The 19,438-nt window shown below is 40.8% G+C and carries 16 protein-coding genes; 5 read left to right on the top strand and 11 right to left on the bottom strand.

The genetic code is table 11. The annotated features are described in order from the left end of the window. Positions 1-292: 292 nt before the first annotated feature. Complete coding sequence (locus VPHSUH08_RS04590; protein ID WP_105086868.1) at positions 293-2,665, top strand: tetratricopeptide repeat protein; 2,373 nt, start codon at positions 293-295, stop codon at positions 2,663-2,665. Positions 2,666-2,746: 81 nt separating this feature from the next. Here the strand turns inward: VPHSUH08_RS04590 and ileS are convergent, their stop codons facing one another. Beyond that, positions 2,747-5,581, bottom strand: coding sequence for an isoleucine--tRNA ligase (gene ileS, locus VPHSUH08_RS04585; RefSeq protein WP_105086867.1), 2,835 nt, complete (start codon positions 5,579-5,581; stop codon positions 2,747-2,749). Between the two features lie 460 nt (positions 5,582-6,041). Next, the gene (locus VPHSUH08_RS04580) at positions 6,042-6,698 is read right to left on the bottom strand and encodes a hypothetical protein (RefSeq protein WP_146104593.1); all 657 of its coding nucleotides are present in this window, start codon (positions 6,696-6,698) and stop codon (positions 6,042-6,044) included. A gap of 121 nt (positions 6,699-6,819) precedes the next feature. On the opposite strand from VPHSUH08_RS04580, the gene VPHSUH08_RS04575 reads away from it, so the two are divergent. The 3 genes from VPHSUH08_RS04575 to VPHSUH08_RS04565 are packed head-to-tail and all read left to right on the top strand — an operon-like array spanning position 6,820 to position 8,743. Beyond that, the gene (locus tag VPHSUH08_RS04575) at positions 6,820-7,461 is read left to right on the top strand and encodes a hypothetical protein (protein WP_024062207.1); all 642 of its coding nucleotides are present in this window, start codon (positions 6,820-6,822) and stop codon (positions 7,459-7,461) included. A gap of 9 nt (positions 7,462-7,470) precedes the next feature. Further along, positions 7,471-8,085 (top strand): hypothetical protein, encoded by a 615-nt coding sequence (locus VPHSUH08_RS04570; protein WP_024062208.1) that lies wholly within the window; start codon positions 7,471-7,473, stop codon positions 8,083-8,085. Between the two features lie 13 nt (positions 8,086-8,098). After that, the gene (locus VPHSUH08_RS04565; RefSeq protein WP_024062209.1) at positions 8,099-8,743 is read left to right on the top strand and encodes a hypothetical protein; all 645 of its coding nucleotides are present in this window, start codon (positions 8,099-8,101) and stop codon (positions 8,741-8,743) included. Positions 8,744-8,829: 86 nt separating this feature from the next. Here the strand turns inward: VPHSUH08_RS04565 and VPHSUH08_RS04560 are convergent, their stop codons facing one another. The 3 genes from VPHSUH08_RS04560 to VPHSUH08_RS04550 all read right to left on the bottom strand — a co-directional run bounded on the left by VPHSUH08_RS04560 (position 8,830) and on the right by VPHSUH08_RS04550 (position 11,144). Beyond that, entirely contained in the window at positions 8,830-9,465 is a 636-nt protein-coding gene (locus VPHSUH08_RS04560) for a DUF805 domain-containing protein (RefSeq protein WP_077707982.1), read from the bottom strand. Between the two features lie 218 nt (positions 9,466-9,683). Beyond that, the gene (locus VPHSUH08_RS04555; RefSeq protein WP_105086866.1) at positions 9,684-10,253 is read right to left on the bottom strand and encodes a DUF805 domain-containing protein; all 570 of its coding nucleotides are present in this window, start codon (positions 10,251-10,253) and stop codon (positions 9,684-9,686) included. A 3-nt stretch (positions 10,254-10,256) separates the two neighbouring features. Further along, the gene (locus VPHSUH08_RS04550; RefSeq protein WP_008715195.1) at positions 10,257-11,144 is read right to left on the bottom strand and encodes a DUF805 domain-containing protein; all 888 of its coding nucleotides are present in this window, start codon (positions 11,142-11,144) and stop codon (positions 10,257-10,259) included. A gap of 173 nt (positions 11,145-11,317) precedes the next feature. On the opposite strand from VPHSUH08_RS04550, the gene VPHSUH08_RS04545 reads away from it, so the two are divergent. After that, on the top strand, positions 11,318-11,614 hold the full coding sequence (locus tag VPHSUH08_RS04545) for a hypothetical protein (RefSeq protein ID WP_105086865.1): 297 nt from the start codon (positions 11,318-11,320) through the stop codon (positions 11,612-11,614). 141 nt (positions 11,615-11,755) lie between these two features. Here VPHSUH08_RS04545 and trpA read toward each other — a convergent pair whose 3' ends face one another. From trpA to VPHSUH08_RS04515, 6 genes are all read right to left on the bottom strand, one after another. Further along, positions 11,756-12,547 carry a tryptophan synthase subunit alpha gene (gene trpA, locus VPHSUH08_RS04540; protein ID WP_105086864.1) on the bottom strand — a complete coding sequence of 264 codons (792 nt, stop codon included), beginning with the start codon at positions 12,545-12,547 and terminating at the stop codon, positions 11,756-11,758. Next, positions 12,540-13,733, bottom strand: a complete 1,194-nt coding sequence (gene trpB, locus VPHSUH08_RS04535) for a tryptophan synthase subunit beta (RefSeq protein WP_105086863.1) — start codon at positions 13,731-13,733, stop codon at positions 12,540-12,542. Before trpB ends, trpA begins: the two co-directional genes overlap by 8 nt. 42 nt (positions 13,734-13,775) lie before the next feature. Then, positions 13,776-15,230 carry a bifunctional indole-3-glycerol-phosphate synthase TrpC/phosphoribosylanthranilate isomerase TrpF gene (gene trpCF, locus VPHSUH08_RS04530; protein ID WP_105086862.1) on the bottom strand — a complete coding sequence of 485 codons (1,455 nt, stop codon included), beginning with the start codon at positions 15,228-15,230 and terminating at the stop codon, positions 13,776-13,778. A 3-nt stretch (positions 15,231-15,233) separates the two neighbouring features. Continuing rightward, positions 15,234-16,244: an anthranilate phosphoribosyltransferase gene (trpD, locus tag VPHSUH08_RS04525; RefSeq protein ID WP_105086861.1), complete on the bottom strand. Its 1,011-nt coding sequence runs from the start codon at positions 16,242-16,244 to the stop codon at positions 15,234-15,236. A gap of 587 nt (positions 16,245-16,831) precedes the next feature. Then, on the bottom strand, positions 16,832-17,398 hold the full coding sequence (locus tag VPHSUH08_RS04520; RefSeq protein WP_105086860.1) for an aminodeoxychorismate/anthranilate synthase component II: 567 nt from the start codon (positions 17,396-17,398) through the stop codon (positions 16,832-16,834). Then, on the bottom strand, positions 17,398-18,867 hold the full coding sequence (locus VPHSUH08_RS04515) for an anthranilate synthase component I family protein (protein ID WP_105086859.1): 1,470 nt from the start codon (positions 18,865-18,867) through the stop codon (positions 17,398-17,400). Before VPHSUH08_RS04515 ends, VPHSUH08_RS04520 begins: the two co-directional genes overlap by 1 nt. Between the last annotated feature and the right edge of the window lie 571 nt (positions 18,868-19,438).

Here is a 19,438-nt window from a genome sequence, read left to right as displayed (position 1 = left end):
GGATACATAATAACCCCTCTGAAAGATTGCAGACATCACATAAAATTTGTGACAGCAGATTTTCTTCAGAGGGGATTTTTTTATCATTTGAATCCAATACATGCTGAAGGCTCTGTATTATGCATAGATATAAATTAGAAATAGCTTAGTATATTGTGAGAACAGGTAACCGATAGCAGTATGATATCAATAGAGAACATACAGATATACTAGTATTTTCTCTTTTACGGTACCTCGCGTTCGTTATATAATAAATATGTATTTACTGTATACATGTATAAAAGGAGGCCTAATGGCACAGTACTTTACGGAACGCCTGCAAAAGGTCTTCCACATGATTTTTACATCCTATAATCAAAACATGGCTCAAAAAGGCTTACGTCAATTGGAGCTCATCATCAATAATCAGCAAAATCCCAGTCAACTAAAAGATAGAGCCTTACGAAACGACAAGACAAGCCGTCTTGAAAGTGATATAGACAATAAAGAGGACGCTCTGAAGATAGCCAATGATCCAGAGGCTCGAGAGCTAGGTGATGCGTATGCCCTCTTGGCGCGCGTCTATGCAGGGCCTCGCTTTACCTGGGAAGAATCTAACTTCCCAGAGGATAATATGCGCACCTATCAATGCTTGCATGATAGCATTCGCCGCTGTAGCCCTATCGGCACATTACAAGCTTTGCGCATCAAAGGCTCCATCACCCCTACCGTGGAGAAGGATATGCAAATTTCCTTCGACGAAGCATTTCGCATTGTCTATGATTACGCAAACCAAGGCGATGCATATTGCCAATATGTTATAGGCAATGTCTTTTTCTGGCGTGATGACAATCGCATCAGCTCCGCTGAAACTATGCTAACACCTCCGCCTATGAGTTGGACTAAACGCATTCAAAGAAGCCTCACAGCAAACTCTGTGCAGGATCGCATTGCCGCTTTGCAAGGCACTGTGCCAGATGAAACATTGCAAGAAAATGCATCTAACCTTGCGAAAGAGTGGTTTAACAAGGCCCTCGACAACGGTCTTGCTATGTTCCAAGGGAACTTGCGCAATATCTATATCGACGAAGCCGACTTTACCAATGCGCGCCGTGTTGCTAGGACTGCGGCCGAACTTGGTAACCCCGCCATGATGCTATATACAGGCCTCGACTGCCATGAAAATGGTAAATTTGAGGATGCTTTCACGTGGTTCACTAAAGGTGCCGCCTTAGGTCAATCTGAAAGTATCGCAGAATTAGCGGATTATTACTATCATTTCTATGATGCTAAAGCGTTACGTTCTACGATTCCCTACGATCCGGTAAAAGCTATCGGTCTCTATCGCCGTGCGGCAACAAAAGAGTTTAGTGATGCAGGATATACCGCCTTACAGGCAGCCTTTGGGTATATCTTTCACATAGGCCACCTGCCTCTCGACTGGGGACTCATTGCAGATTTAACACATATGGCGGCCACAAAAGATCGTTTCATATTCGCCTTGCCCTATATCGGATACATGCGAATCCACGGTTTAGGGGTAACGAAAAATATACGCTTTGGTGTGCAATCATTACTGCGTGTCTTAGACGAAGAACAACGAGCCTTTGAAGAGGAGAATCGCGTTCTTTTCTACGACATTACGCGCGCTTTAACACGTGTTGCCTTAGGTTATGCCTACGAAAAAGGCTATGTAACTGGCAAGCCAGATTTAGATCAAGCCGTATCCTATTACGAGCAATCCCATCAATATATCTTGTCTCACAAAGCCAATTTGGATCCGGAGCTAAAAGATATTCCTATCGACGACGAAGCAGAAGAACGCTTAGCAGCCTTCGAGGAGGTCGATGGTCATTGGCAATACAAAGAAGGCGTTGCCGAATCCACTACTACGGTACGTCCTGCGCCTACCACCTGGCCTCAAAATGCGGCCCGCTTATCTGTAACTATGGACGACTTCCTATGGGATACGACCTTGTACGACTGGCAAACCATTGAAACCGCCATAGAGTCACAGGAAGAAATGAAGCTCAGCTTTTACAATCATTTCCTATCCATTCCAGATGCATTGCGCAATATCTTCAAGCTCGATGTAACGCGGATGCTACGAAATCATTATCAAGTAAGGCTGCACGGCTATGATCCAACAGAAGGACAGGAAATCGTCTATAAGGCCGTATACAACAAAGAAGATACCTTAAGCCTATTGAAAGAGCTTTACGATAATCATCAATTGCCTAGCCTCGAGGATAATTGGACTATCGAAAAAAACGAAGAAAAACCAACCTGGCATTACGTGCTCGATGTGGATCAACAGCCGTTCTTGCTAGAGGAATACGATGATGCAAACGCTATGATTCAGGCTGCCTTGCAAGGATTAAAAGAGAAAAAGTACGAACAAATTAATATTCGTACTCATGACTTTGTGGGCCCATCCTATTTCATTTTTAAAGGTAATCAGTCGGCCCCATTTAGGGTGCAGCTCTATCTGAAAGAGTCGGCCCGTCATACCATTGATGACGATGGAAACCAACAAGACACGCCTGGTAAGACCTACTTATTTGAACAATATGTGGGAAACGAAGTTTCCTTAAACTATTGGATTCAAAAAACGATAAATACCTTGGAAATCCCTGAACTAGATAATTGGAAACAATTAACAGTGCCAAAGGATTTACAAACATAAAAAAGACCATCCCCAGTGAACTATACTCCAAAAATTGGACATAAATTTTGGAAGCAAAGTTCAGAGGATGGTCTTTTTTTATTATAGTGTTTTTACAACATCGGCACAGCGTGCACAAAGTGTAGGATGTGCGCTATCTTGACCTACTGTATCGCGGTGGATCCAGCAGCGTTCACATTTTTCGAGACCAGAGGCAACAACAACTGTGGCAACGCCAGTTTCTTCGTCTTTGACAGCCTCTGCCGGTGCAGCGCCGTTCACAATGTGAGCTTCGGATACAATAACGAGTTTAGCCAAGCCTTCTTCACCAAGGGCGTTCAATGCATCAAATGCAGCACCTTTAGCGTATACTGTAACGGATGCATCTAATGGATGACCGATTGTTTTGTCTTGACGAGCAAGTTCCAATGCTTTTTGTACAGATGTACGCAAGTCTAACAATTGGTTCCATTTGTCAGCCAATTCTTGGTTGAAGTGTTCTGGATGACCTTGTGGCCAATCTTGAAGCATAACGGATTCGCGCATGCCCTCTTCTTTAGGCATGTATTTCCAAACTTCTTCCGCTGTGAAAGAAAGTACTGGAGATACCATGGCTACCAATGTTTTCAAGATTTCGTACATCGCTGTTTGAGCAGAACGACGAGCTACATTATCTTTGCTTTCAGCATACATAGTATCTTTCATTACATCAAGGTAGATGGAACTCAAGTCTACTGTACAGAAGTTATGAATTGCATGGTACAACATGTGGAATTCATAGTTTTCGTACGCATCAGTAACTTTTTGACGTACTTCTTCTAAGCGCAACAATGCCCATTTATCGAATTCGGACATATCTGCGTAAGCCACTTTATCGGTGTTTGGATTGAAGTCATCCAAATTGCCAAGCAAGAAGCGGAATGTATTACGGATCTTACGGTATACTTCGGATAATTGTTTTACGATGTCTTTGGACAAACGTACGTCTGCTTGGTAATCTGCGGAAGATACCCACAAACGCATAACGTCAGCGCCGTATACGTCGATAATGTCGCTAGGAGCTACTGTATTACCTACAGATTTAGACATTTTGCGACCTTCGCCGTCCACTACGAAGCCATGAGTCAATACGGAGTTGTACGGTGCTTTACCTGTTGTGGCTACTGCAGTCAACAAGGAAGAGTTAAACCAACCGCGATGTTGGTCAGAACCTTCAAGGTACATAGCACATGGTACATCAAGATCATTTACTTCGAGCACCCCAGCCCAAGAGGAACCAGAGTCGAACCATACGTCCATGATGTCTGTTTCTTTTTTGAACTCATCATGACCGCAATGAGGACATTTGAAACCTTCTGGTAATAATTCCTTAGCGCTGTGAGCCCACCAAGCATCGGAGCCTTCTACGGCTACTTTTTCTTGTAATGCTTTGATAGTATCATCGTTGATGATGTGCTCGCCACAGCTTTCACAATAGTAAATAGGAATTGGCACGCCCCAAATACGTTGACGGGAAATTACCCAGTCACCGCGATCGCGCACCATGTTGAAGATACGGTCATGGCCCCATTTAGGAATCCATTGCACTTGATTGTCGATCGCATCAAGCGCTTGTTGACGGTAACCATCTACAGAGGAGAACCATTGTTCTGTAGCGCGGTAGATGACAGGATTTTTACAACGCCAGCAGTGAGCGTATTGGTGACGCAAGCTAGATTTGTGAAGTAATGCATTGTTATGTGCTAAGATTTTGATTACAGGCACTTCTGCATCGTGAATTTCTACGCCAGCTAATGGGAATTCAGTATCGCCATAACGGTTGTCGTCTACTTGTTTAGTGTAGTTACCAGTTTCATTTACAAGGGATACGATAGGAAGTTCAGTTTTACCTTCCTTGTTATAACGCATAACGATGTTAAAGTCGTCTTCACCATGTGCAGGAGCTGTATGTACGCAACCAGTACCGGCTTCAAGTGTTACATGGTCACCGCATAATACAGTGGAAGTGCGTTCTACGAATGGATGTTTGAATTCAGCCAATTCCAAATCTGCGCCGGAGAAGCGGTTTACGATTTCATAGTCTTCGATTCCGATATCTTTCATAGCTGCGTCAACAAGTTCAGTAGCCATCAAGTAGTATTCGTCGCCTACTTTTACCCAGCCATATTCAAGCTCAGGGTTAACGGAAATAGCTACGTTGGCAGGCATTGTCCAAGGAGTAGTTGTCCAAATAACAGAGTATGCTTGTTTTGGATCTACGCCAGCTGGCAATGTAACTTTTTTCTCGGATACATAAGGGAATTTTACGTAAATGGAGAAGGATTTTTTCTCAGCATATTCGATTTCTGCTTCTGCCAATGCAGTTTCGCAGTGCGTACACCAGTATACAGTTTTAAGACCTTTATAGATGTGACCGCGTTTTGCCATTTCGCCGAAGATGCCAAGTTGTTTAACTTCGAACTCAGGACGCAATGTCAAATACGGACGGTCCCATTCGCCTAATACACCAAAACGAATGAAGTCTTGTTTTTGTGTTTCTACGCACTCCAATGCATATTCCTTACATTTATTGCGCAAGTCCAATGGAGCCATTTCATGACGGTTAAGACCAGTGTTTTTAATAACCGCATGTTCAATTGGCAAACCATGCGTATCCCAACCAGGAATGTAGCGAGTATAGTGACCAGTCATTGTTTTGTATTTCATGATGATGTCCTTTAACGTTTTGTTGAGGGCATGACCGATGTGCAATTTACCGTTTGCATATGGAGGGCCATCATGCAAAATGAAAGGTTTTGCGTCTTTACGCAATTCCAAACGTTTTTGATAAATTTTGTTGTCTTCCCAGAACTTTAAGATTTCTGGTTCGCGCTTAGGCAAATTGCCGCGCATAGGGAATTCTGTTTCAGGCAAATGTAACGTCTTACCGTAATCCATGCTGTGCTCCTTTTACATAAAAAAATCGCCCGTCCCCGAAGGGACGGACGTCATATCCGTGGTACCACCCTACTGACTCTCGTTACTTGTGAAAGCTAGCGCCACCGCATTTCTGCGATTGTCACACCATGCTAGCACATGATTGTAACACATAAGACGCAACTCATCTCTCATATTGTGAAAGCCACTTAAACATATAACGGTGTTCACCGGCGGCATTGCCGCTTGCTCCAAAGTGATCCGCAAATCTCTAGATTTCCAAACCTTTCAGCCCATGAGTTTGGTCTCTACTAAATCCGTCTGAGACATGCCGTCTTTTTCAACGCAATATTCATATAATAGATAATTATAGGACTCAAACGGGGAAATTGTCAACTAGGAAACCATGACTCATCAAGAAGATAACAATTAAATTTTATCGATAGCAATCAAACATCTCAAAACAGAATACGTCATCTAATTAAATTCTATCAAATCCATCATATGGTAAACTATACGTCTTATAATCATATCCAGTAATCCGCCACATCTTATTATCCATTTGAGTCATTTCTATCGGAAATACTTTAGTTTCATTAGTCTTAGTATCCAATGCACGAATTTCTATATTAACAACTCCATCATTCTTATTTTTTTCTTCTATAGAAATTAATTCATATCGCCCTATCTCTTTTAACGTCTGTAAATTATCTTTAAATGGATCTTTGGGGTCAGCTCTATGAGGTATATGTGTTCTTAAATCTTGGTTAAGTAATACCTCTTTTACATCTAAATAATAACTATCTATTGCTGTAAACAACAACGCTTCTCCAAGATTTAAAATCTTAGTTTCTCCTTTTGAATTAGTTTGAGATATATTCCGTCCATCAGATTCTTTTAACAATTTTTCAATATACGGATCATATACCTTATGCAAAATTCCTTCACCATCAACCATCATAAAAAATGTATCCGTATCCCCATCTTGAATTGCTTTATAAAGTACTTGAAGCGAATATTCTGGAGATTGCTTATACACAAATTGATAGTACAATCCATATCCAGCACTCACAAGTACGCCAATTACCACCATAATACTTAGTATACTTTTTGCAATCCCAAGTTGTTTAAACTTCATTAACATTTCATTAACCCTTTCCGCACTATATATTGCCTATAATTATATAATTAATGTACAATATATCACGACTAGCATTTTATAGATAGTTAAAATTTGTAGTGTGAAAGAGAGGAATACTATGAGACAATTATCACTTATGATTCTAAGTTTATGTATGTTACTACTATCTGGATGTGCCACAATAGATTCAGATGTAAAAATTGACAGTGATGGTAGCGGTACTTGGAACGCTCAAGTAAAATCACAAGCTGGCCCGTTGCCGAAAGACTCTATTACGGAGATTATAAACGAATACAATATTCAAGACTATACAATCAAGGCTCTTGACGATCAAGGAAAAGAGATTACTGTAGATGATGGTGACAAAACACCTTATAATGTTTGGACCGTTAAATCAAAGTTCAACAACGTAGAAGAACTCAATAAAGTTAGAGATGCCATGACATTGAGAAATAAAGATCAAGGGCCTTTACTCGCCTTAGAAAAAACAACTTCTGGTAGTTATATTGTAGATTTAGGAACTTCTCAAGGCAAAACGACAGTTACCGTATCTGGTGTAATTGATCCAGTAAGTGTTCAAACTGGAACATTAACAGATAAAAACACTGTTACCTTCACTCAAAATAGTCATATTCGTTTTATCTTTAAACCAAGCCACAGTTGGTTATTCTATATTGGCATCGGCGTAGCTATCATTGCTGTCATTGGTGGTGGATACATCTTCTACTTACGTCGTAAATATTATGGCGATGCAGCATAAGGAGACTATATGAAACGTAACTTTATAATTACACTATTACTCACTTTTACAATGCTCTTCGTAACTGCATGTGGTAGTGATAATAATGACAAAAACAATAATGCTAACAGCAAATTTGAAGGTACTTGGATTGCTTATAATAAAACTGATGATAAAGATGATATTCAAGAATTAATCATTGAAAATATCGATGGACAACTATTGGTATCTTTATATGATTACTCCTATTATCCTTTAATGGATTACTTTTCTAGTGGACTCGATGAAGCCGACAGCACTAAAGGCGGTGGGGATACAGCTCCAGCTAATGCAGATTACATCTTAACAAAATCTAATGATTCTTTACACAACATGCTTATTTCTGCCAATGAAAATAAATTAGACGTAGGTCCGAAACCTATTATTTATAATGAAAAAGATGGTACCTTAGTTTTCGACAAAGTAATCTTCAAAAAACAATCTGATGATAATTCTGTTAAAGCATATTTACCAGACTTAAAAGAAGATATGAAAAAACTTGTTGTGGAAGAACGTAAAAAAGATACATTTGGTAGTTTCAAACCAAAGCCAACAATTCAATTTGATTTTTCCTTTAATGATTCTATTTTAGATACCGCCAAATAAGGAGATATAGCATATGAAATACATTCTTAAACTCGGCTTAATTATGGTTATGCTGTTATCTACTATTATTATTGTAGGCTGCGGCAAAAGTGAAAACGAAAACAAGTATTTAGGAACTTGGGTTGGCTATGATGGCAACAATGTTATGTACCGTATAACATTCCAAGAAAATGGCAAAGAATATATGGTAACAGAAGATAAACTAGCTTATAAATCAGAGAAGAACTATCCTAAACCCCATGGAAGCCTTTTCCCATCATTTGATGATAGTGTAAAGCAAGCCAATAATACGTATAACATCAACTTTATTCTTCAAAAAGACTCTCGAACAACAACAGCTAAAGAGATTACACCCAAAAATGAAAAAGATGATAAAGAAAAAAATAAGTATAAAAATCAACTCAGCTACGATGAAGGTCGTACAATCATTAGATATATCGAAAAAGACAATACTTTATTAATTAATGGTATTCGATATAAAAAAGAAACATCTCCAGATGTAACTAATGATATTTTAAAGCAAATGCAAAATGCTAGACGGATTGAATTAGAAACAAAATTCCATAAATATGGTAATCGTGCTATCGGTTCTAACCACAATCTTGTCATTATTGATAAAATCACATTTGATGATAGTTTGTTAACTAATAATAAATAAATCCTACTATTATAAAATGCACCCCAAAATTGTATCCAATTTTGGGGTGCATTTTATAATAAGATTATTTTTTATATAGTATTTTTTTACATCGCACTAGTCATAAGTAGTTTATCCACCAAGAACCAGAGCACAAAGATAGCGCAGAATAGTCCTGCAGTTAGTCCCATAGATGGCGTAGTATCAATAAGACCTAATTCACGGGCCATTTGTTTTGTTACAACCACTTGACCTGTAGGGGGACCAAAGCGATTTGGTTGGCTTTCACCAGGCAGAGCCATAAGGATCAACAGGATAATAGTCCCTATTACAGGGATGAATCCAATAAATACAAGGCCCCCTGAGCGGCCTTGATCGTGTAGACGTCGTACTGAAACGGCCACGCCAGGGATAACCATAATCACGGACAAGAGGACAAGGATGACCAAACCAAAACCTACGCCTACTACGCTAGATAGTGGGCTAATATAGCTCAAAAAAGCACAAGTAAATAGAATGGCCACAAACAACAATTGATAGACTAACAAGAAATGCCAATATTCACTACGACTTGCACGACCATCAAAATCAGCATATTTATAAACCAAACATTGTTTAAAGTTTTCAATCAAGCCTAGATTGTATTTATCTAACGAGATTTGTGGTCTACTAACATGCCCACATTCTGGGCAGTAACAATCTGTTTTCAACACTGCATGTCCACAATAGGGACAAGATTTCATAATAAACTCCTTCTAGCTACAAACAGAAATCAGCAAAGATTACGATGTCCTGCTGTACTTAACACATATAACAACTAAGATATTCTTTATTTATTAATATCTAAGTTTTTAAATTCATCTGAAATTCATTTTACTATAAAGTGTTATATTGTCTATAAAGGAGATGTTAAACTTTTATAAAATAAAATAATGAGATTGTTAATAAATATAGGTATCTATTACATGTATCCATTCCCATTAATACCATACCATAATATCTCTCTAATGATATCGGCAATAATAATAGATTGGATAATAAAGATGGCAATCCCCATCGCCCAATCTTGACGACGGGATGGAGTTTCTTCTAGTCCTGTAGCCTTGCTAATCTCAGGAGTGATAGGTGTATAGCCGGTTCTTTCACCATATGAATTCTCTCTTTCATCGCCACGACGCAATTCGTAAACGAGGAATATAAAGAAGCCTATAACAGGAATAAATGAGATTAACTGCGTCCAACCACTCCGGCCAATATCATGCATACGCCGTGTTGTGATAGCTATATTGGGAACTATAAAGAAAAGGGATACCCCTACAGTAACATTATCGATAAGCGCTTCATAATTAGGAAAGCCCAAGTTACTACATAGTAAAGCCAAAATCCCAAGTAATCCTTGTATCAACGTAACGCCTGCCACGAATCGCCAATATTCACTACGACTAGCACGACCATTAAAATTAGCATAGTTTCTAATGCCTAATTTGAAGGCATCGGTATAATTCAAATCATATATATTTATGGTTGACATAACCTAATCCTCCTCCGCGGCTTCAATAGCAACAATGCCCCAGCCTTTGCCTTCATTATGCAAACGAACTAATACGGGCTCTAGATTATCTTCAAAGGTAATGGTAAAGCCCATATAGTTTACAACAATATCATCATCTTGGTCTTGGGAAACATAGTCAAGCTGTATCGCTTTCACCTTAGGAACCTCTTCCTTAGTCATGGCTTGTTCCCATAGTTCAAAGGTACCATATCGCTCCATAGCACGAGCACTCAAATAACGATATGCACCATGATAATCCTTTTTGTTGAGGGCTTCATAATAATTACTTACCACAGTACGCCCCTCTGTTGTAGCCGTTTCACTTTGTAAAAGACGATTTGCTTGTTTCGTTAACGAACTAGGTTCCAAATTGCCATAAGCAGTCTCTTCTACCATAAAATTATGATTAATCATTGTACTACCTGCACTAGTGGCTAGGCATCCTAATACTAATATGGACACAATAAAGAGGCCCGAAACGGAACGTTTTTCCTCTAATTCATTAGATACAGGCGATGTGCGCTTACAGAATAGATACAATAATGCAAGCCAGCCTAAAATAGGAACCAATAGTAAAATCATCAACGTTGGATCATTATTAGAATCTCGTAACCGTCTTGCCATTAACATAATCTTCGGCAAGCATAACAGGATGGACAATACAAATAATACGCCGCCACCGATAGAGACAGCATAAAGAAATCCATACGGTATGTAGGTTGCAAGACCTGTAATACATATAATTAAGCCATATACAAAGGATATAGCACTTATGGTGAGCCAAAAATCGGCTGTATTGGTACGTCCCTTACTGTTCGCATAGTTTTCCACTAGCTCACGATAGAGGATTTCGTATACTCTCTGTTTCATAAAGCTCCTACTATAATCTTAGATAATATTAAATAATAAACATATATAGATATTCCTATTATACTATGATTTATCAACTTAGTTGATTCATTTTTTGTTCATGAAATATGCCTATACTACAGATATATTTCTTACAACTAAAATTTGTACAATCAATTATACAGGAGATAATTATGAAAGCTAAATTAATGAAAGCAGTAGCCTTGGCCAGCTTAGGTGCCTTCTTAACAGTTGGTATTGGTACTAATGTAGTCCAAGCCAAAGATTACCACTTCAAAATCGGTGAAAATCATCGCATGATAAAAAATGATGATGGCACAGTAGATAGTAGCGATCATCCATGGTACAAAGTAAATGATAAAAAGAAAAAGCACAGAAAGCATAGAATATCTGAACGTGAAAAGCATGATAAAAATGCAACAGCAAAACGCAGTGAACAACATCAACGTTCTGAATCCTCTAATGACTAAGCCTTGCGCATAATACATATTACTAGCCCTAAAAATACAAAACTAAATTAACCAACCAATGAAAAGGACGTTATACATTGTATAACGTCCTTTTGTGTTATCCCCTATATAATTTTTCCCAAGGCTATATGAGTTATTATGTTATGCGCCAGCCTTTAGAACAGCTTGTTTCATGGATTGTACGTAATCAAACAACGCTAGATCCGCATGTTCACCGTGTTCTGCCACGATTTTAACGATAGCAGAGCCTACGATAGCACCGTCGGATACGCGCGCCATAGCTTCCGCTTGTTCTGGCTTGGAAATACCGAAACCAACAGCTACAGGGATATCTGTATATTTGCGAATCGTTTCAACGATGGACTTAATATCCGTCTTAATTTCACTGCGCATGCCTGTAACGCCAAGGGAAGATACACAGTATACAAAGCCTTCTGCGTCTTTGGCAATCATTTCGATACGGTTTTCAGATGTTGGCGCAATTAAGGATACCACTTCAACGCCATGTTTGTGAGCCACACTAGCGAGCTCGCCTTTTTCTTCAAACGGCATATCTGGCACGATAACACCAGAAATGCCAACCTCTTCGCAGAGGGTAAAGAATTTTTCACGACCGAATACGTAAATAGGATTCAAATAGGTCATGAATACGAGCGGTATAGTCACCGCATCATCACCAGTACGTAAACGACGTACCATATCGAAGATGTCATTGATTTTTACGCCTGTGGAGAGAGCACGCGTGCTCGCCTCTTGAATAACTGGGCCTTCCGCGGTTGGGTCAGAGAAGGGAATACCAATCTCTACCATGTCCGCACCGGCTTTCACCATAATACGAATATAACGTTCTGTATTCTCAATACCGTGGTCACCAGCGCTAATGAACGGGATGAATGCCTTGCCCTTTGTGAAAGCGTCTTTAATTTTACTCATGAAGATCCACCCCTCTGTATTTCGCCATAGCCGCCACGTCTTTGTCGCCACGACCGGATAAACAAATAATAATGATGTCGTCCTTGCTCATAGTAGGAGCAATTTTACGTGCATGTGCCACCGCATGAGCACTTTCAATGGCTGGAATAATACCTTCCAAGCGAGATAAGTATTCAAAGGCATCGACTGCTTCGTCATCTGTAACCGGCACGTACTCAGCACGACCACTATCGTGCAAGTACGCATGTTCAGGACCGATGCCAGGATAATCAAGACCTGCAGAGATAGAATATACTGGAGCAATTTGGCCGTCTTCGTCTTGGCAGAAGTACGATTTCATGCCGTGGAAGATACCAACAGAGCCCTTCGCGATTGTCGCCGCATGTTCTTCTGTATCGATGCCACGACCTGCTGCTTCACAACCGATGAGACGAACACTTTCATCTGAAATGAAGTGATAGAACATGCCCATCGCATTAGAGCCGCCACCTACACAAGCCATAACAGCTGTTGGTAATTTTCCTTCTGCTTCGAGGATTTGCTCACGCGCTTCACGGCTGATAATGGATTGGAAATCGCGTACGATCATAGGAAATGGATGTGCACCCATGACGGATCCCAATACATAGTGCGTATCGGACATGCGGTTTGTCCATTCGCGCAATGCTTCGGAAACCGCATCTTTCAATGTACTAGTCCCCGTTGTTACAGGATGCACCTTAGCACCTAGCAATTCCATACGGTAAACGTTAAGTGCTTGACGTTCACAGTCCTCTGCACCCATGTATACTTCGCATTCCATACCCATCAACGCAGCGATAGTAGCCGTTGCCACGCCATGTTGACCTGCGCCGGTTTCAGCAATAACGCGAGTTTTACCCATTCGTTTTGCCAATAACATTTGACCGATTACATTATTCAACTTGTGAGAGCCAGTATGGTTTAAATCCTCACGTTTTAAATAGATTTTGGCACCCCCAAGGTCCTTTGTCATGCGATCTGCATAGTATAAAAGGGATGGACGACCTGTATATTTTTTATGTAAATCCTCAAGTTCATGTACGAAATCAGGATCATCTTTGTACTTGTTGTACGCCTCTTCTAATTCGATGACTGCATTCATCAATGTTTCTGGCATAAATTGGCCACCAAAGGAGCCAAAATAGCCATGTCTTTGTTCACTCATATAACTTACCTTTCTATATACCATTCCTGCTAGCACACCATATTATGGCATTGCTATTGTTCTCACAATGTTAGTGAAAGCTTTTATCTTCTCATCATCCTTCACACCCTTTGTTTCAATGCCACTGCTAATATCGATACCATAAGGGCGAACCGTGCGAATGGCACGTGCCACATTGGTGCTATCGATACCACCAGCGAGCATAAATGGACGTTCAAACTCATCTAAGCAAGACCAGTCGAATACTTCCCCCGTACCGCCGCGCTCGTCTTTGTGATACGCATCAAACAATAGCATATCCGCACTGCTATCGATCCACGCCTCTGCATCTGCAGCATTGCGGATTTGAACAGCCTTCCAAACCTCTACATTACTACGTTCTTTTATGGATTGGATGAAAGCTTCATCTTCATCACCGTGCAATTGCACCACATCAAGATTGGCTTCTGTAGCAATGCTAACGAGATTATCTAGCGTTTCATTGACGAAAACGCCTACCGTTTTAATCTCATCATTATTAGACTGTTCAGCACCATTGTTATATCTTTTAGTATATTGCTTATGTAGTTCTTCAACTAATGTTTTAGCTTGGTCTACAGTGACTTGTCGTTTACTTGGTGCAAATACAAGGCCCATATAGTCTGGTTTTGCTTCTACTACGGCAGGGATTGTTTCTACCTTTGAAATACCACACATCTTAACCTTTGGTGTGTAGTAGGTTGGACCATAGAGATATGCTAGTTTCTCCACCTTGTTTGGAGAACGCATAAAAGTTTCACCCATTAAAGCTACGCCGATATTGTTATCGCGCAATACTTGTATATCCTCTGGCGTTTCTAAGCCGCTTTCAGATACGAAAATCACATCATCTTGCACGAGATTACGCAAGCGTACACTGTTTTGTACATCTACAGTAAAGTCTTTCAAATTGCGGTTGTTAACGCCGATAATGCGGGCACCGCAATCGATGGCCATTTGTACCTCATGCTCATCATGAGCCTCTACTAAGGAGGATAAGCCAAGAGAATCTGCTAGTTCACGGAACTTTGTCAGCATCGGCACATCAAGGCATGCACAAATCAAGAGGATTGCACTAGCGCCCCATACCTTTGCTTGGTAGATTTGGTATTCATCGATGATAAAGTCCTTGCGAAGCACGGGAATTTTTACGGTGCTTGCAATCTTTTGCAAATATTTTTTATCGCCTTTAAAGAAGTCTGGCTCCGTCAATACAGAGATAGCCGCTGCACCAGCAACCTCATATTCTTTAGCGATGTCTAAATATGGGAAGTGCTCAGCAATGATCCCCTTAGATGGAGATGCCTTTTTCACTTCACAAATGAAATTGAAATCTTGCTGACGGAGGGCCGCTTCAAAAGGAAATCCTGTATCAGCAGGTAATGCCAAAGCCGCTGTTTTCACAGCTTCAGGCGTTTCCACCTCTTTTTCTTGGGCTACTCGAACTTTAGTAGCCTCTACAATCTTATCTAAAATCAATGGTTACACCTCTTGGGTTGCTTTCACAAACTGTTCTAGTGTAGCAAGTGCCTTGCCAGAATCGATCATGTGTTTCGCCTCTTCGATGCCCTCTGCCAATGTAATGCCGTCTTTCGCAAGGTAAATCGCCATGCCCGCGTTAAGAACAACCGCAGTGCGTTTACCACCTTGTTCACCACCGAGAACGCAACGTGTAATCTCAGCATTCACCGTAGCATCACCACCTTCAAGCTCGGTTTTATCAGCATATTCGAAACCATATTCCTTAGGATCGAATTCGTAGCTTGTGAAAGTACCATTATTAATTTCGCATACGTACGTTTTATTAGTAGCCGTAATCTCATCAAGGCCGTCAAAGCCGTGTACCACAGCACCGCGTTTAACGCCAAGATTAGCCAATACACGAGCCAATGGTTCTACTAAGGATTTATCATACACGCCCATCAACTCCACAGTAGCACCGGCTGGATTTGCCAAAGGGCCAAGGATGTTAAACACAGTACGAACGCCCAACGCCTTACGTACAGGGCCCGCATATTTCATGGCTTGGTGATATACAGGCGCAAACATGAAGCACATATTCGCTTTGTTCAACACCGCCTCGTTTTGTTCACCGTTAAGCTCTAATTTAGCGCCCAACGCTTCAATTAAGTCAGCAGCACCACATTTACTAGATACACTACGGTTACCATGTTTTGCTACAGGAATACCTGCGGCGGAAATGATAAAGCCAGATGTAGTAGAAATGTTGAATGTATTAGCCTCATCACCGCCAGTACCTACGATCTCTACAACAGTGCCTTCGTGAGGAACAGAACCAGCCTTCTCGCGCATAACCTCTGCAAAAGCCGTAACCTCATCTACAGTAGGACCTTTTGCTGCAAGAGCACACAAGAAACCAGCCATAGGAACCTCGGGTACATCGCCGCTCATAATCTTGTTCATTGTATCTTTAGCAAGGTCGTAGGATAAATTCTGACCGTGCGTTACTGCATATAATGCGTCTTTAATCATTTTATAGCTCCTTACTTGTTGTTCATTTTCTTTGGTTCAACGTTAATAGGGCATATACCTACTTTAATGCTACATGTGATTCACGTGGACCTATGCCCTCCACTGGCCGGGTCTGACTACGGCCTGCGGCCTTCGCAGGGCCAAAGTCGGGCCTAGAACCCCGTGAACTCACATAAACACTAGGACACTTAATCTTTTTTATGCCCTACTCACTGTCACACACACAATAAAATGAACAACAATTCAATATCTCTTAAATGATCCTGCGCATTATATGGAGTAACGCACAGGTCATCCCTTTATAGGGAGAGTGGGAATGGTGGTGCTACGCACCACTTTCTCTTATATTAGGGGTTCTGATTCGCATATTTCTTTAGAAAATATAGTTACTGTTCGATATATATATTGTAGAGGGGCTATTAAGTAGGTAATGCCAAGGTTGAGTTGGCAGGAAATAAGGTCTTAAGGAACGACTTGGCGGCCCCACGTAGTGGGGCGGTGGCCACTTGGAGTTCCGAGAGACCTTATTTCTGCCCAATCGTTCTAGATCCTAAGAATGGCCCCTCGATACCTAAATTAAACAGTGGTTATTTTTCTAAGAAATTGCGAATCATTTGTTCCCCGTTTGGTGTCATGATGGATTCCGGATGGAATTGGACTCCATAAATCGGGTAGTCTTTGTGTTCTACGCTCATTACTTCGCCGTCGTCTGTAATGGATGTAACGATGAGTTCGCTTGGCATGGTTTCGTCGATAATCGCCAAGGAGTGGTATCTAGCGACTTCGAATTGTTCAGGCAATCCCTTAAGGATTTTGGATGTGTGTACTTGTTTCGCTACGCTTTGTTTGCCGTGCATAACTTGTTTTGCATAGGATACGGTGCCGCCAAATACTTCGCCGATGGCTTGGTGTCCCAGGCATACGCCGAGGATTGGAAATTCCCCTTTGCATTCGCGCAATAGGTCTTCGTATACGCCCGCATCAGCTGGTCTACCAGGACCTGGTGAAAGTATTACATAGTCTGGTTTCAACGCACGGATTTCTTCAACTGTTAATTCATCGCTGCGGATGACTTTAATATCTGGATCGATAGAGCCTACTAATTGATATAAATTAAAGGAAAAGCTATCGTAATTATCTATAAGGAGTACCATTATTCTACCTCCTGTGCATCTGTAATTGCGGAAATCATGGATTGGCCTTTGATCAAGGTTTCATTAAACTCGCTTTCAGGAACGCTATCTCGAACGATACCTGCACCAGCGCGAACATAGACCTTACCGCCTTTATTCATAGCCATGCGAATACCGATACATACATCCATGTTACCGGAGAAATCTATGTAACCTACGGCGCCTCCGTATACACCACGCGGGCTTTTTTCAAGTTCGTGTAAAATTTCTATAGCACGAATCTTAGGCGCCCCAGACAACGTGCCTGCTGGCAGTGTAGCACCGATTGCATCGAGTGCATCTTTGCCGTCTTGTATGTCACCACTTACAGTAGATGTAATATGGATGACATGGGAGAAACGTTGCAACATATGTAACGCCTCTACTTTCACAGTACCAAATTTAGAGATTTTACCTAAATCGTTACGGCCAAGGTCAACAAGCATATTATGTTCAGCCAATTCTTTTTCATCATTGATAAGTTTTTCTTCAATAGCAAGGTCCTCTGCTTCATTTTTGCCACGGCGCATCGTACCTGCAATTGGGAATGTGTACATTTTACCGTCTGTCAGTTTCACCAAGGTTTCTGGAGATGCCCCTGTGAGCTCTACATCACCACCGGATAGGTAGAACATGTACGGAGATGGATTCAAAGTACGCAATACGCGGTATGCGTTTAACAAGCTCCCTTCAAACTCGGCTTCGCGGCGGTTAGATACAACACATTGGAAGATATCCCCTTCTTTGATGTAGTGCTGTGTCTTTTTAACAACGGCTTCAAACTCATCCTTTGTGAACTCAGAGGTAAACTCTGTTTTAAGAACGCCTTTTGGAACATCTGCCTCTTTGCCGTTCACTACAAGATCAGCTAATACTTTCAACTCAAGCTCAGCCTTGTTGTAATTACGTTCTAAATCATTTGTGCTGATGTTAGCGATTAAGTAGATTTTATTTTTATAGTGATCAAAAGCGATAACCTTATCAAAGAGCATAAGGTCTACATCATTTACCATCGCAGAGTCATCATCCGGCGTTGGGAAGTCCAATGTTGGCTCGATATAGCGAATGTATTCACAAGCAAAGTAGCCTACAAAGCCACCTGTAAAAGTTGGTAATTCTTCTAAACGAGGACTTTTATATTGGCTCAAAATATTGCGAATCTCTGCAGCTGGATCAGAGCACTCAAAGGTACATGTTGTACCTTCTTTGATGGTCATTGTATGGTTTTTGCAGAATAGCTCAATCTTAGGATCGTAGCCCAAGAAGGAATACCGGCCCCAATGATTACTATTATCCGCACTTTCAAGCAAATACGTATGACTGCTCACTTGTTTTAACGCTTTCAACACACTAATCGGTGTTCGTACGTCGGATAAAATTTCCATATATACAGGCACGATATCGTAGCCCGGTGCGATAGCTTTCACACGGTCAAAACCAGGAAAAATCATGAGAACCTCCATCTGGCATTTGCCAATAAAAAAACTCGCCCATGACAATATAACGTCAAGGACGAGTTTATAGTTCTATTATTACAATATGATTGTATGTGCTATAAATCGCGGTACCACCTTGTTTGAATGCAGTGCATTCCCCTTTCGCAGGATACTAACATATCCCTCACGACTAACGCTCGTGTGACGTCGCACCATACTAGGAATGACTGTGAAAGTTCATTCTGTTCCATGCGCCCTCGGTGGTCCATTTAATAAGCTGCGTACTACGGGTTCTCAGCTAATCCCGCTCTCTGTGAGTGCATTTCCTATTTTTATCTCCACCTCATCGGTTTCTTTCAGGCGAGTATAAAATTATAATCTGATTATAATGTTTCTATAGAATGAAAGTCAAGGAAAATCTGAACTTTCACCTTATCCTTACATTCGTTCATCATATAATATCCATATATAATCCAATTACTGATTTCCCTAAGCCCCTCCAATTTCAGAATATTTATATTGTATTCCTCTAAATACTAATGGTATACTGAAACTACATATGTTATCAGCTTCTACTGATTATTAT

The sequence above is a fragment of the Veillonella sp. S13054-11 genome (assembly GCF_002959795.1).
GTDB classification, from domain to species: domain Bacteria; phylum Bacillota; class Negativicutes; order Veillonellales; family Veillonellaceae; genus Veillonella; species Veillonella parvula_E.
Note: the sequence above shows the minus strand (reverse complement) of the source record. Positions and strands in the feature narration are given on the sequence as shown.